Source organism: Streptomyces sp. MUSC 14 (genome assembly GCF_001866675.1).
Lineage (GTDB): Bacteria > Actinomycetota > Actinomycetes > Streptomycetales > Streptomycetaceae > Streptomyces.
Genome location: NZ_MLYN01000089.1, coordinates 54,712 through 68,364, shown reverse-complemented (window position 1 = coordinate 68,364; position 13,653 = coordinate 54,712). Strand labels below are relative to the sequence as shown.

9 protein-coding genes and 2 pseudogenes are annotated in these 13,653 nt (G+C 73.1%); 6 read left to right on the top strand and 5 right to left on the bottom strand.

The window, feature by feature from the left end; translation table 11 throughout:
* Together BIV25_RS42540 and BIV25_RS42535 are read right to left on the bottom strand one after the other, a co-directional pair.
* Positions 1-717 carry a TVP38/TMEM64 family protein gene (locus BIV25_RS42540; RefSeq protein ID WP_079177239.1) on the bottom strand — a complete coding sequence of 239 codons (717 nt, stop codon included), beginning with the start codon at positions 715-717 and terminating at the stop codon, positions 1-3.
* Positions 718-809: 92 nt separating this feature from the next.
* Positions 810-1,962: pseudogene (locus tag BIV25_RS42535) on the bottom strand (glutathione-independent formaldehyde dehydrogenase).
* A 114-nt stretch (positions 1,963-2,076) separates the two neighbouring features.
* On the opposite strand from BIV25_RS42535, the gene BIV25_RS42530 reads away from it, so the two are divergent.
* The 3 genes from BIV25_RS42530 (at position 2,077) to BIV25_RS42520 (ending at position 5,085) form a co-directional block, all read left to right on the top strand.
* On the top strand, positions 2,077-2,799 hold the full coding sequence (locus BIV25_RS42530; RefSeq protein WP_071377944.1) for a DNA alkylation repair protein: 723 nt from the start codon (positions 2,077-2,079) through the stop codon (positions 2,797-2,799).
* Positions 2,800-3,060: 261 nt separating this feature from the next.
* On the top strand, positions 3,061-4,239 hold the full coding sequence (tuf, locus tag BIV25_RS42525; RefSeq protein WP_071377943.1) for an elongation factor Tu: 1,179 nt from the start codon (positions 3,061-3,063) through the stop codon (positions 4,237-4,239).
* Complete coding sequence (locus tag BIV25_RS42520; RefSeq protein ID WP_071377942.1) at positions 4,240-5,085, top strand: spermidine synthase; 846 nt, start codon at positions 4,240-4,242, stop codon at positions 5,083-5,085.
* Here the strand turns inward: BIV25_RS42520 and BIV25_RS42515 are convergent.
* Positions 5,047-6,345 carry an MFS transporter gene (locus tag BIV25_RS42515; protein ID WP_071377941.1) on the bottom strand — a complete coding sequence of 433 codons (1,299 nt, stop codon included), beginning with the start codon at positions 6,343-6,345 and terminating at the stop codon, positions 5,047-5,049. The genes BIV25_RS42520 and BIV25_RS42515 overlap by 39 nt on opposite strands.
* 152 nt (positions 6,346-6,497) lie before the next feature.
* Positions 6,498-7,514: a hypothetical protein gene (locus BIV25_RS42510; RefSeq protein ID WP_071377940.1), complete on the bottom strand. Its 1,017-nt coding sequence runs from the start codon at positions 7,512-7,514 to the stop codon at positions 6,498-6,500.
* Between the two features lie 152 nt (positions 7,515-7,666).
* On the opposite strand from BIV25_RS42510, the gene BIV25_RS42505 reads away from it, so the two are divergent.
* Positions 7,667-8,125 (top strand): DUF4442 domain-containing protein, encoded by a 459-nt coding sequence (locus tag BIV25_RS42505; protein ID WP_177235627.1) that lies wholly within the window; start codon positions 7,667-7,669, stop codon positions 8,123-8,125.
* Positions 8,126-8,422: 297 nt separating this feature from the next.
* Here the strand turns inward: BIV25_RS42505 and galU are convergent, their stop codons facing one another.
* Positions 8,423-9,376 (bottom strand): UTP--glucose-1-phosphate uridylyltransferase GalU, encoded by a 954-nt coding sequence (galU, locus tag BIV25_RS42500; protein ID WP_071377938.1) that lies wholly within the window; start codon positions 9,374-9,376, stop codon positions 8,423-8,425.
* A gap of 370 nt (positions 9,377-9,746) precedes the next feature.
* On the opposite strand from galU, the gene BIV25_RS42495 reads away from it, so the two are divergent.
* On the top strand, positions 9,747-11,687 hold the full coding sequence (locus BIV25_RS42495) for an RICIN domain-containing protein (RefSeq protein WP_071377937.1): 1,941 nt from the start codon (positions 9,747-9,749) through the stop codon (positions 11,685-11,687).
* A gap of 499 nt (positions 11,688-12,186) precedes the next feature.
* A pseudogene (locus tag BIV25_RS52160) lies at positions 12,187-12,753 on the top strand (hypothetical protein); the annotation flags it as partial.
* Between the last annotated feature and the right edge of the window lie 900 nt (positions 12,754-13,653).

The following is a 13,653-nucleotide window of genomic DNA, read 5'->3' as shown; positions in this document are numbered from 1 at the left end:
CTAGCGGCCCCGCAGATGATGCCGCTTGCGCCAGGCCACCACCGTGCCCAGCAGTGCCGGTACGGCGATGGAGGCCGTCGCGATCAGGAAGGCGGGGGAGGTCGGTGCCGAGGCGCGGGCGCCGGCGACCGCGTAGGCGGCGGTGTTCGGGACCGACCCGACGGCCGTGGCCAGCAGGAACGGCCACCAGCCCATGCGGGAGACGGCCGCGCAGTAGTTCGCCGCCCAGAACGGCACCCCGGGGAACAGCCGCGCCAGCAGCATCGAGCGGAACCCGTGCCGGCTCAGCTGCCCGTCGGCCGCCCTCAGCCAGCGGCCCCGCAGCAGCGGACGCAGCGCGTCCTGCCCGAGGAGCCGGCCGAGCCCGAAGGCCACGCCGGCCCCGAGCACCGTGCCCGCCAGCGCTGTCGCCAGCCCCAGCGGGGAGCCGAACAGCGCCCCGGCCGCCAGGTTGAGCAACGGCCGCGGCACGAACGCCACCGTGCACAGCCCGTAGGCCGCCGCGAACGCCACGGCCGCCGTGGCCCCGCCGAGTTGCGGCGGCCAGCCCCGGGCCAGCAGCCGCTGTGGCTCGAAGACGAGGACCCCCGCACCGGCGCCCGCCAGCAGCGAGAGCAGCAGCGACAGCCGCGCGTACGGGGACAACAGCGCGCGCGTGCAGCGCGCGGCGAGTCCCGGAGCGGCCGCGGCGGTGCCAGCAGGGTCGGCATCGAGCATCCGGTGACATTAACCGACGTACGCCGGTGATCGCCGCCACAGGGAGGTCCGGGTGCCCTCGGCGCCCGGACCCGCAGTGCACGCGCGCGTGCTCACGCGGCCAGCGCGTGACCGGGGTGCAGCACCACCTTGGTGTAGCCCTCGATCCGCTGGTCGAACTTCTCGTACGCGAGCGGTGCCTGCTCCAGCGGCAGCTCGTGCGAGACCACGAAACCGGGCCGGGCCCGCCCGGCGATGACCAGGTCGCGCAGTCGGCGGTTGTACCGCTTGACGTTGCACTGACCCGTGCCCATCTGCTGCCCCTTCTCGAACATCCGCCCGATCGAGACCAGCAGCTGGCCGTGCCTGGCGTGCTCGTCGGGGCCGCCCGGGTCCGAGGGTACGTACAGGCCGGGCACGCCGAGCATGCCGGTGGGCCGGATCGTCTCGACCATTTCGTTGCGGACGATCGCGGGTTCCTCGTGGCTGGCGTCGTGCGCCTGGGCCTGGTAGCCGACGGCGTCCACGCCCTTGTCGGTGCCTTCTCCGTGCGTCTGCTCCTTGATCTGCTGCGCCGGATCGCCCTGGGTGAAGTCGACGGGGACCGCCCCGATCTGCTCGGCCTTGGCGAGCCGCTCGGGCACCCGGTCGACCGAGAAGACCTTCGCCGCGCTGCGCAGCAGCGCCGAGTACGCGGCCATCAGTCCCACCGGTCCGGCACCGAAGACGGCCACGCTCTCGCCGGGCGAGACCTGGGCGAGTTCACAGCCGTGGTAGCCGGTCGGGAAGATGTCGGCGAGCAGCACGAAGTCGGTCTCGAACTCGTCGCCCGGCGGCAGCTTCAGACAGTTGAAATCGGCGAACGGCACCCGCAGCAGCTCGGCCTGGCCGCCCTCGTACGGGCCCATCGCCACACAGCCGTAGGCCCCGCCCGCGAATCCGGGGTTGACCGTCAGGCAGAACGCGGTCTTCCCGGCGAGACAGTTCTTGCAGAATCCGCAGGCCACGTTGAACGGCATCACGACCCGGTCGCCCACGGCCGGCGAGGCCACGCCGGCGCCGGCCTCCTCGATGACGCCGAGGTTCTCGTGCCCGAAGACGATGCCCGGCCGGGCGGCCGTACGGCCCTCGTACATGTGCAGGTCCGAGCCGCATATGGCCGATGACGTGACCCGTACGAGCACATCGTCGGGGTGCTGGATCGAAGGAATCCTGGACGTCCTTCACCTGCACGCTGAAGGGCTGTTCGTAGACGACGGCTCTCATCTGTGCCACCTCCGCGTCGCACGCCGGGCCATGGCCCCGCGTGCCCGCTGCACCGTCGGTACTTCCAGGGAACGCCCGTACGAAAAGGGGTGCAACCCCCGTATCGTTCGTGCCATGAACGTCACCGGCGCGACCCCGCCGCACGCGCCGCGCAGCGCACTCGCCGACACCGTGCTGGCCCGGCTCACGCCCGCCTACGCGGCCGCCGGCGACCCCGGGCGGGCCGTCGCCATGCGGGGCTACATGAAGGACGTGGCCCCCTTCCTCGGCATCCCGACCCCGGCCCGCCGCGCCCTGTCCCGCACCGTCCTCGCGGGTACGCCCCGCCCCGACGAGGCCGACTGCACCGCGATCGCCCTGCGCTGCTGGGCGCTGCCCGAGCGTGAGTACCACTACTTCGCCGTGGACTACCTGCGTCGGCACGCCGCCCGCTGCACCTCCGGCTTCCTGCCGGTGACCCGGTACCTGGTGACGACCGTCCCCTGGTGGGACACCGTCGACCTGCTCGCCGCACGCGTCGTCGGCACACTCGTCGCCGCCGACCCGAAGCTCACCGCCGCCATGGACGTCTGGATCACCGACGGCGACCTGTGGGCGGTGCGCACGGCCCTGCTGCACCAGCTGACGTGGAAGGAACGCACCGACGCGGAGCGGCTGTTCGGCTACTGCCTGCTCCAGTCCGGGCACCCCGACTTCTTCGTCCGCAAGGCGATCGGCTGGGCCCTGCGCGAGTACGCCAAGACCGACGCCGGGGCCGTACGGCAGTTCCTGGCGCGGGAGCGGGGCCGGTTCGCCCCGCTGAGCGTGCGGGAGGCGCTGAAGAACATCGGCGCCTGACGGCGTCCGGCACGGAAAACCATTCGACGCCGAGCGGCTCCTCGGCGATGATCGACGTCATGTTCCGGTACGCCTTCCTCCTCGCAGCATCCGCCTCCGCGGATGCGCCGAAGGCTGCCGTCCCGTATCCCGCGGCCGCTGTCGACGGCGCCCGAAGCTGACCCTCTCCGGACATTCCGGCGGACCCCGCAGGGGGAGGGTCGGCCGGTCCCCGGGGGTCCCGCATCTCTTCTCACGCCTGAGAGGCTTCGAGGTACAGCCATGTCCAAAACGGCCTACGTGCGCACCAAGCCGCACCTGAACATCGGCACCATGGGGCACGTCGACCACGGCAAGACCACCCTGACCGCCGCCATCACCAAGGTCCTCGCCGAGCGCGGCACCGGCACCTTCGTGCCCTTCGACCGCATCGACCGGGCCCCGGAGGAGGCGGCCCGCGGCATCACCATCAACATCGCCCACGTCGAGTACGAGACCGGCACCCGGCACTACGCCCACGTGGACATGCCGGGCCACGCCGACTACGTCAAGAACATGGTCACCGGCGCCGCGCAGCTCGACGGTGCGATCCTCGTCGTCTCCGCGCTCGACGGGATCATGCCGCAGACCGCCGAGCATGTGCTGCTCGCCCGCCAGGTGGGCGTCGACCACATCGTCGTCGCGCTGAACAAGGCGGACGGCGCCGCGGACGAGGAGCTGACCGACCTGGTCGAGCTGGAGGTGCGCGACCTGCTCACGGCGCAGGGCTACCCCGGGGACGCCGTACCCGTCGTACGGGTCTCCGGGCTCCGGGCGCTGGAGGGCGACCCGCGCTGGACGGCGTCCATCGAGGCGCTGCTCGACGCGGTGGACACCTATGTGCCCATGCCCGAGCGGTATCTGGACGCGCCGTTCCTGCTGCCGGTGGAGAACGTGCTCACCATCACCGGCCGGGGCACGGTCGTCACGGGCGCGGTGGAGCGGGGCACGCTCCGGGTGGGGGACCGGGTGTCCGTGCTGGGCGCCGACGTCGAGACCGTCGTCACCGGGCTGGAGACCTTCGGCAAGCCGATGGCGGAGGCGCAGGCCGGGGACAACGTGGCGGTGCTGCTGCGGGGCGTGCCCCGGGACGCCGTCCGGCGCGGACACGTCGTCGCGGCGCCGGGCAGCGTCGTACCGGCCCGGCGGTTCTCGGCGCGGGTCTATCTGCTCGCGGGACGCGAAGGCGGTCGTACGACACCGGTCGCGAGCGGGTACCGGCCGCAGTTCTACATCCGCACGGCGGACGTGGTCGGTGACGTCGACCTCGGCGCGGCGGGGGCGGCCCGGCCCGGCGAGACCGTGGAGATGACGGTCGAGCTCGGCCGCGAGGTGCCGCTGGAGCCGGGGCTCGGGATCGCCGTCCGTGAGGGGGGCCGGACCGTGGGCGCGGGGACGGTGACGGTTGTCCACAATGGATGAGTGAACGAATCGATACCCGTCTTCCGCACCACCGACCACGGCACCGCCAAGCTCATGCCCGACGTCGACCGTGCGCGGGCCTGGCTGCTCACGGTCGACGGGGCGCCGCAGTCGTACGTCGATCTCGATGATCCGGCGCATCTGGAGTTCGAGTACGCGCGGCGCCTCGGGTATGTGCTCGACGTCGTGGCCGAGGCCGGGCGGGCGCTGGACGTGGCGCATCTCGGTGGGGGTGCGCTGACGCTGCCGCGGTACGTGGCGGCGACCCGGCCCGGCTCCCGGCAGGACGTCGTCGAGGCGGACGCCGCACTGCTGGAGCTGGTCGTCGAGCATCTGCCGCTGCCGGCGGGCTCGGGCGTCGAACTGCACGCCGCCGACGCCCGGGCCTGGCTGGAGGGGGCGCCGGACGATCACGCCGATGTGCTGATCGCCGACGTCTTCGGCGGCTCCCGGGTGCCGGCGCATCTCACCACGCGGTCCTACGCCCGCGAGGCCGAGCGGGTGCTGCGCCCCGGCGGGGTCTATCTCGCCAACCTCGCGGACTCCGCGCCGTTCGCCTTCCTCCGCTCCCAACTGGCCGTGTTCGCCGAGCTGTTCGAGGAACTGCTGCTGATCGCCGAGCCGGGCGTGCTGCGCGGACGGCGGTTCGGCAACACCCTGCTGGTCGCCTCGCATCGCCCCCTCGACGTCACCGCCCTGACCCGGCGCACCGCGGCGGACGCCTTCCCGGCACGGGTCGAACACGGGGCGGCGGTACGGGAGTTCATCGGCGGCGCGCGGCCGGTCGAGGACGCGGACGCGGTTCCGTCACCCGAGCCCCCCGACGGGGCGTTCGGTATCGGCTGACGCGGGTGTGGAGTCGGTGACCTGCTTTGTGCGGCGGGTCAGTGTGCGCACGTCCTGGAGCAGCAGAACCGGGGCGGTGACCAGGACGACCAGGGCGGCGCAGCCCCACAGGGCGGCGCTCCGGCCGACGGCGGACTCGGCCGGGCCCGCCAGCGCCGTGGCGAGGGGCAGCAGCGAGACCGAGCCGAACCAGTCGTACGCCGAGACCCGGGAGAGCTTGTCCTCGGGGATCTCCTGGTGCAGCGCGGTCATCCAGGAGACGCTGAACACCTCCACCGTCGTACCGGCGACGAACATCACCACGTACAGCACGCCCACCGGTACCGGCACGGCCAGCGCGGCCGAGGGCAGGGCCAGGGGGAAGACGCAGAGTGTGCCGGCGAGCAGCAGCCGGCGGGGCTTCCAGCGGGTCATCAGCAGGGCGCCGGCCACCGTGCCTGCGCCGAACGAGGCGAGCGCGAGGCCCCACGGGCCGGCGCCGCCCAGGCGGTCGCGGGCGACGAGCGGGCCGTAGACCGAATCGGCCGCGCCGACCACCGCGTTGGCGATGGAGAACTGCACGACGATCCCCCACAGCCAGGGCCGGCCGATGAACTCCCGCCAGCCCTCGTGGAGATCGGCCAGCATGCCCTCGCCCGGGGTGCGCGGCGGGATGTGGCCGACGTCGAGGAAGGAGCGCAGGGCGCCCGCGACGGCGAAGCCCGCCGCGTCGATCGCGAGCACCCAGCCCGGGCCGACGGCCGCGACCAGCACACCGCCGAGCGTGGCCCCGCCGAGGGCCGCACCCTGCGTGGCCAGGCGGAAGAAGGCGAACGCCCGGGCCGCCTGCTCGCCGTCCACGGACGACATCAGCATGCCCTCGGCCGCCGGGCCGAAGAAGGCCTGCCCGGTGCCGCCCAACGCGGTGAGCAGCATCATCTGCCACAGCCGGGGCTCGCCGGTCAGCACGAGCAGGGCGAAGGCGCCCTGGGAGAGGCAGTTGAGGGCGTTGGCGGCGACCATCACCCGGTGCCGGGGCAGCCGGTCGGCGAGGGCGCCGCCGATGAGCAGGAACACCACCAGCGGCAGGGTGCGTGCGGCGGCCACCAGGCCCACGGCCCCGCCGTCGCCCCCCGACTCCAGCACGGCGAACGCGGCGGCGATGAGCGAGCCGTTCGCGCCGAGGCCGGTGACGACGGTCGCCGCCGTCAGCAGCGAGTAATTGCGGCCCGCCCAGGCGGGTTTGTGAGGGTGGGCCGCCGAGCCGGGGTTCTGGGTCACCGGCCGACTATGCCCTCCCGCTCCGGGTTTGCCCAAGCGCATTTCCGCCCTGGCCGTCTCCGCGGACGAGCATCCGGTTCCCTGTGTGGCGCCGCCCACCCCGTTCGCCGGGGTGGGCGGCGCCACACGCCGGTCAGGTCTGCCGACCGCTGTCAGTTCACGGTCGGGTCGCCGTGCAGCCGTACGGTGGCGAGGATCTTCTGGATCGTCGCGTCGGACAGTTCGTCCTTGATGCCCTTTTCGCCATAGAGCGTCCAGGAGACGAAGTTGTCGGCGGAGTTCTTGAAGGCGAACGTGATGGCCTTGCCGTCGGTGTCGCACTTGTTCTTCTTGGGCACTCCGGTGACGTACGACGCCGCGACGCTGCCCTTGAGGCCCGACGTCGTCGTGAAGGGCTTCGCCGCGCCGATCCGGAGATACTTCTTGGCCGCGTCCGACTGGTCGGTGTAACCGCCGAACGCGAAGGCGGCCGCGTCGCCCCGTGCGATGCTGGCCGTGTCCTTGCCGCCGTTCTCGCCCTTCGTGCCGCTGCCCGCGAGCGCGTAGTTCTCCTTCGAGCCGGAGCCGGTGGTGTCGACGCTGCAGTAGTCCGGCTTCAGGAACGACGGTGCGGAGAAGCCGATGTACGCCGACCCGTCGTTCTTCTTCTTGTCCTCGAAGAAGGTGAAGACGCCGGGCCGTTCCACCTCCCAGTCGGCCGGCACGTCGAAAGCCGTGCCGTACTTGGGGTTCACCACGACCTTCCAGCCGGGGACGGTCGCCTTCTCGTTGTTGACGCCGCGCGGGTCGTCGGTGACCGACGGGGAGGGCGACGACGGCGGGGCCGACGGCGACTGGCTCTGCCCGCCGCCCTTGCCCGCCGTGTCGTCCTTCTTGCCGTCCTTGCCGAGGACCAGGAATCCGGTCACGCCGGCGGCGACCACGACGGCCGCGGCGGCGATGATCGCGATCATCTTCGTGCGGCCGCCGCCGCCCTGCGGAGGTGTCGGAACGGGCACGGTGGGCGGCTGCGACTGCCCCCACTGCGGCTGCTGGCCGTACTGCCCGGCCTGCGGGTACTGCTGGTACCCGGGCTGCTGGTACGGGTTCGGCTGCTGGTAACCCGGCTGCTGGTACGGGTTCTGCTGCGGGTTCGGCGCGCCCCCTGGCGGCTGCTGATCTGGCCACATGGCCAGTAACCCTATGGGGCCAGGGACACGATTCGGTCACCGGCCCTCGTCAGGGTCGTAGCGAAGGGGTCGCGGCGAAGGGGCCGGGCGATGCGCGGGCGGTCCCGGCCCGTGCTGGCCAGTTCCTGCTACTCATGAGTAACATGCCGTCCATGAGCGCAGACCAGATGTCGATCGGCGAGATGCTCGCCGCCACCGTGCCCATGGCCCGGACCCTGAACCTGGAGTTCCTGGAGACGAGCCGGGAGCGGGCCGTGGTGTCCCTGCCGGACCAGGACCCCTACCACAACCACGTGGGCGGGCCCCACGCCGGCGCGATGTTCACGCTCGGCGAGTCGGCCAGTGGCGCCATCGTGCTGGCCGCCTTCGGGGACCAGCTCACCCGCGCGGTGCCGCTCGCGGTCCGCGCCGAGATCGCCTACAAGAAGCTGGCGATGGGCGCCGTCACCGCGACCGCGACGCTGGGCCGCCCGGCCGCCGAGGTCGTCGCCGAGCTGGACGCGGGGCAGCGCCCCGAATTCCCCGTGACGATCGAGATCCGGCGTGCGGACGGCGCCGTCACCAGTGAGATGAGCGTCGTCTGGACGCTGCGTCCCAACAAGCAGGACTGACCCGGCATTTCGGGGAGAAGGGCACGGGGCGCCGGCGGCAGGGTCCCGGTGCTCTGGAGCTTGGGCGGAGGTCCCTGAACCGGGGGGGCTTGGGTGCGGGGTCGGGGCTGCCGTGGGCGGGCGGAGGGCGCGCCCGCCGGGCAGGGTCCGATCGCCGCCGCCGCCGCCCCGCCGGCCGGCAGCGCTCCGGTACGCGCCCGGCGGACGGACCGTCGTCGCCCACGACGGCTCGACGCCCGGGATCCGTGGGCGGGACCGGTGGGCGGGACGCGCCGACGGGTCCGGGGCGTCGACGGCTCAGGCGGCCTGGCGCTCCTCGCCGTCGCCGGTCGAGCCGTCCTCCAGGCCGGCCACGAACTCCCTGAGCCAGCACCGGAATTCGGGCCCCAGGTCCGGGCGGTCGCAGGCCAGCCGGACCACCGTGCGCAGATATTCGGCCTTGTCGCCGGTGTCGTAGCGCAGCCCGTCGAACACGACCCCGTGCACGGTGCCGCCCGTCGCGAGATCCTGGAGGGCGTCGGTCAGCTGGATCTCGCCGCCGCGGCCCGGCGGGGTGCGCTCCAGGACGTCGAACACCGCCGGGTCCAGCACATAGCGGCCGATGACCGCGTACCGGCTCGGTGCGGTCCCGGGCGCCGGCTTCTCCACCAGACCGGTGACCCGTACGACCCCCTCCTCGCCGGTCGCCTCGACCGCCGCGCAGCCGTAGAGGTGGATCTGCTCCGGATCGACCTCCATCAGCGCGACCACGCTGCCCTCGTGGCGCTCGCGCACGTCCAGCATGCGGTGCAGCAGGGTCTCCCGCGGGTCGATCAGATCGTCGCCGAGCAGGACCGCGAACGGCTCGTTCCCCACGTGGTGCCGGGCGCACAGCACCGCATGGCCGAGGCCGAGCGGGTCGCCCTGGCGGATGTGGTGGATGTCGGCGAGCCGGGCGGGGTCGCGTACGGCGTCCAGGCGCACGGTGTCGCCCTTGGCGGCCAGTGCCTGCTCCAGCTCGAAGGCGTTGTCGAAGTGGTCCTCGATGGCCCGCTTGTGCCGGCCGGTGACCATGAGCACGTCGTCGAGGCCGGCCGCGGCGGCCTCCTCGACCACGTACTGGATGGCCGGCTTGTCGACGACCGGCAGCATCTCCTTCGGCGTGGCCTTGGTCGCGGGCAGGAACCGGGTGCCGAGCCCCGCGGCCGGTACGACCGCCTTGCGGACGGCGCGGGGGGAAACGGGGGTCGCTGTGGAGTGGGGGGCGATCATGCGGCTCATGGTGGAGCACGTGGATGAGAGTGCGCCCGGAGAATCATGGGAACCGGCTGTGGACGCCGGAGAGCCGTCGGAGTCAACCGTCGGAGAACCCGCAGGAGTTGCTGCCGGAGAACCCGTCGGAGAACTCGTCGGGATGGGATACCGTCGGTAACTCTTGTGGAATTCGCCGATTTTGAAGTCCAGTCAATCCATCTCCTTGTTTCCTGTGAGGCGCGTGTGCGAAGGTGAGCCTCCCCGCGGGAAGGGCAAAGGCCGGCGTCGAACGCCGAGACCGGCCCTGGTGGTACGCACCAATCAGGCACTGCTTTCCGACAGAACCGCATTTCGTACGCAGTTCTGCGGTGGGAAAGGAAATGGTTCCGTGCAGTCCCCTCACCCCCCACGCCCGCCGTACCCGCCCCTGCCCGGCCCGGGCGGAGCCTCCGACCGCGAGCTCCTCGCCCGGCTGACCGGCCCGCACGCCGCCCGCCATCACGCCGTCGCCGTGCTGTTGGCCCGGCACTGGCGAGCCGCACGCGACTACGCCGTCGTCTGCCTGGCCTCCTTCGGCCCCGCCGCCCCGCTCGTCGCCACCGCCGCCTTCCACGACGTGCTCGGCCGCGCGGCGGGCGGCGCCGTCGGCGGCGCCCTGCGCCCGCACCTCCTGGTCGCCGTCCGCGACACCGTCCGCACCTGGGCCGCGGACGACGCGACCTGTACGACTCTGCCGGAATTGCGCAGACCCACCGGCGGCCGCGGACTGCGCGCCGCACACCCCGGAACGCCGGAAAGGCGACAGCTCGCCGAACGCGCTTTCCGGGACCTTCCCGGCACGGCGCAATGCCTTCTGTGGCACACCGAGGTGGAAGCGGAGCCGATAAACATACCCGCCGGTCTGCTGGGTATCGCCCCGGCCACCGCGACGGCCGCCCTGGAACGGGTCCGTGAGCAATTCCGTACGGGCTGCGTGCGTGCCCACAGAGAACTCGCACCGACCAAGGAATGCCGTTTCTACAACCGGCTCCTCGATGTCCCGATGCGCCGCGGCGGCGCCCTGCTGCCGGATGTGCGCCACCATCTGTCGGTCTGTCCGTACTGCCGGCATGCCGCCGACACCATCGGGCAGTTCGAGGGTGATCTGGGGCTGATGCTCGCCGAGACCGTGCTCGGCTGGGGCGCCCGCCGCTACCTCGACTCGCGCCCCGGACGCGGCGCCCTCGAGGAGTGGCCGGCCATACCCGCGGTGGACGCGGACCGGGCGGCGGGCGGCGCCCGGCACCGCACCGGCTCCGGGGGCCGCCGCCGTACGGCCCTGCTCGTCGGCGCCGGACTGGCCTCGCTCGCCCTGCTCGCCACCGTCCTCGCGGTCAGGAGCTGGTCCGATGACAACGGTGTCCCGACTCCGGGCGCCACCTGGGGTGCACCCGTCGGTCACACCGGCCCTCCGCGCGACGGCCGCCCCGGGGACGCGCCCTCCCCAGCGTCCGCAGGGTCCGCCGCGTCCGCCGCGTCCACCGGCTCCGTCGGCGGCTCGGGTGCCCCGGTCGAGGTCGCCCACGGAAATCTGCGCGCCCGCGGCTCCGGGCGCTGCCTGGACGTGCGCGGGGGCGACGTGGGCGCGGGCCGGGTCGAGCCGGGCGCCGGGGTCCGGCTCGCACCGTGCTCGGCCGCTGCCTCGCAGCAGTGGTCGTACCAGGACGACGGCCTGCTGCGCAGTAGCGCCGACCCGGCTCTGTGCCTGGCCGCCGACCCCGGGACGAAGGGCGTGGTGCTGGCCGGGTGCGTCGTCCACGCGGGAGAGGTGGTCTACGACTTCACCGTGCGCGGCGAGATCCTGCTCCGCGGGAGCGGGGGACTCGCGCTGGCTCCGGGAGCGGGTGGCTCGGCCGACGGTGTCGGGGTGGCGCGGCGGGACGGCTCGTCCGGGCAGCGGTGGGCGCTGGGGCCCGATGGAGGCGGGCCGGGGGCGAGCGAGGCGGCGCCCGGCGGTCGCGGGGTGCCGGACGGGGCGGGACCGGCGGGGGTGCCGGGTGCGCCGGACGCCGCCGGGCAGCCCGAGCCGCCGCCGGGGGATCTCGAAGTTCCCGGAGGGTCCGGGCAGTTGCGGTCGTCCGGGGGAGGGCCCGGGGCCGAGAACGGGATCGCGAGCGAGAGCGAGAGCGAGAACGAGACCAGGATCGTCCAGGTCCGGGTCGGTGAGCATCGGCGCCGTCCTGGACCGGGGTCCGCGGGTGACGTGCTCCGCGCGGTGGGCGGTGTCCTGCGCCAGGCCCCCGGCCCGGTCGCGGCGGTACCGGCGACGGTGCGGGAACTGCTCGGCTGAGATGCCGGAACGAGGCGGTGGGCCGGCGGTCGGCCGAGGCGGTGGGGGTGCGGTTGCGCCGCTGGTCGGGCGGTGTGCCGGGGCGAGGTCGGCCGGGAGGCCGGCAGGGGCGTCGCCGCCGGGGCCGATCCCGGCAGACAGTGGATCGTGATCGAGTCACCGGCGTGAAGTCATGCAGAATTTACAGACTTCGCGAGACTGTCCCTGCGTGTTGCGCCCGGGTGAGTGTGCGGTGAAGTGGGCGGGCGGTTTGCCGGGGTTGAGGTGGTGTGGCGCGTGGGCCGGGGCGGTTCCGGGCCCACGCCCATGACGGAATTCGCCGCGTTTTCGGCCCTTGCGGCGAATTCGAGCGCATGGCCGAATCGGCGTCACGGGCCGCGAAATGGGCGCGACGTTATTGACCCCTCAGTAACACCTCGCTAGGTTCCGGAGCCCTCGCACCAGAGAGTTCCGCCGCACACCCCCCACCGTGCTGTCTCGCCGACCGTGCCGGAGCAACATGACCTCCCCTGTGCGCGCCCACGACCTGATCCTGTGCCTCACCCCGTTCGGCGAGCCCGACGCCGGGCTCGCCGCGGCCGCCAGTGCCGCCGGCGGGCTCGGCATCCTCGACCTCGGCTCCGGCGATCGAAGATCACGAGAGGAACTGTCCCGGCTGAAACGAGCGTCCCCGGGGGCCTTCGGAATACGCGTGAGCGGGCGCTGCGTGCTGGCTCCGGCCGACGTCGGGGACGGCCCGGAGGTGGTCGTCCGCACCCCGGACGCGCCATGGGACATGGCCGAAATCCCGCCGTCGTACCGGGTGTTGGCGGAGGTCACCGACATCGGGCAGGCCCGCGCCGCCGTCCGTGCCGGTGCCCGGGGGCTGATAGCCCGGGGTGGCGAGAGCGGCGGCCGGGTCGGTGAGCTGAGCACCTTCGTCCTGCTGCAACAGCTCCTGTCCGACAGTGAGTTGGGTGGAGTCCCGGTCTGGGCCTGCGGCGGTGTCGGACCGCGAACGGCGGCGGCCGCCGTGGCCGGCGGGGCGGCCGGTGTCGTCCTCGACAGCCAACTGGCCCTGCTGCCCGAGTCGAGCCTGCCCGAGACGGTCCGGGCCGCGCTGCGGAACCTGGACGGCTCGGAGACCGTGCTGCTGGGCGGCCACCGGGTACTGCGGCGACGCGGCCCCGCCGCCCCGCAGCCACCGGCCGACGACCCGGAGGTGATCGCGGCCCTGCTGGGCGTGGACGATACGCGCGGCCAGCTGCTGCCGGTCGGCCAGGACGGCTTCCTCGCCGCCCGGTTCGCCGATCAGTGGGGTGACGTACGCCGGGTGGTGCGGGAACTGTCGACGGCGATCGACGAGGTGGCGCGCACGGCGCCGGACACCCCGGTCGTCACGAGACCTGATGCTCCGGCCGACACGGGCTTCCATGCCGCGGCCGACGGGGCACGTGACGCCTTGGCTCACTCGGGGTCTCTTGGCTCAGCTGTCACGGGTTCCTCTGCGTCGGCCGGTGGGGCGTCTGATGTCCTGGCCGTCTCGGGGTCTGATGGCTCAGCTGTCATGGGTTGCTCTGCGTCGGCCGGTGGGGCACGTGATGCCTTGGCCGTCTCGGGGTCTGATGGCTCAGCCGTCGCGGGTTCCTCCGTCCCGGCCGGTGGGGCGTCTGATGTCCTGGCCGTCTCGGGGTCTGATGGCTCAGCCGTCAGGGGTTCCTCTGCCTCGGCCGGTGGGGCACGTGATGCCTTGGCCGTCTCGGGGTCTGATGGCTCAGCCGTCACGGGATCCTCCGCCCCGGCCGACACGGCATCCGACGCCCCGGTTGCCGTGGGACCTCACGCTCCGGCCGACGTGCGATCCTCCGCCTCGGCGGATACGGCACCCGATGCCCCGCTCGTCCCGGCACCCCACGCCGTGGCCGCCACGCGAACCTCCGCCCCGGCCGATACGCCACCCGATGCCCTGGCCGTCACCGGCGTGCGA

Bases quoted from the DNA above. Each gene is read 5' to 3' on its own strand.
- BIV25_RS42540 (WP_079177239.1), bottom strand. From the start codon at position 717: ATGCTCGATGCCGACCCTGCTGGCACCGCCGCGGCCGCTCCGGGACTC.
- BIV25_RS42530 (WP_071377944.1), top strand. From the start codon at position 2,077: ATGAACGTCACCGGCGCGACCCCGCCGCACGCGCCGCGCAGCGCACTC.
- tuf (WP_071377943.1), top strand. From the start codon at position 3,061: ATGTCCAAAACGGCCTACGTGCGCACCAAGCCGCACCTGAACATCGGC.
- BIV25_RS42510 (WP_071377940.1), bottom strand. From the start codon at position 7,514: ATGTGGCCAGATCAGCAGCCGCCAGGGGGCGCGCCGAACCCGCAGCAG.
- BIV25_RS42505 (WP_177235627.1), top strand. From the start codon at position 7,667: ATGAGCGCAGACCAGATGTCGATCGGCGAGATGCTCGCCGCCACCGTG.
- galU (WP_071377938.1), bottom strand. From the start codon at position 9,376: ATGATCGCCCCCCACTCCACAGCGACCCCCGTTTCCCCCCGCGCCGTC.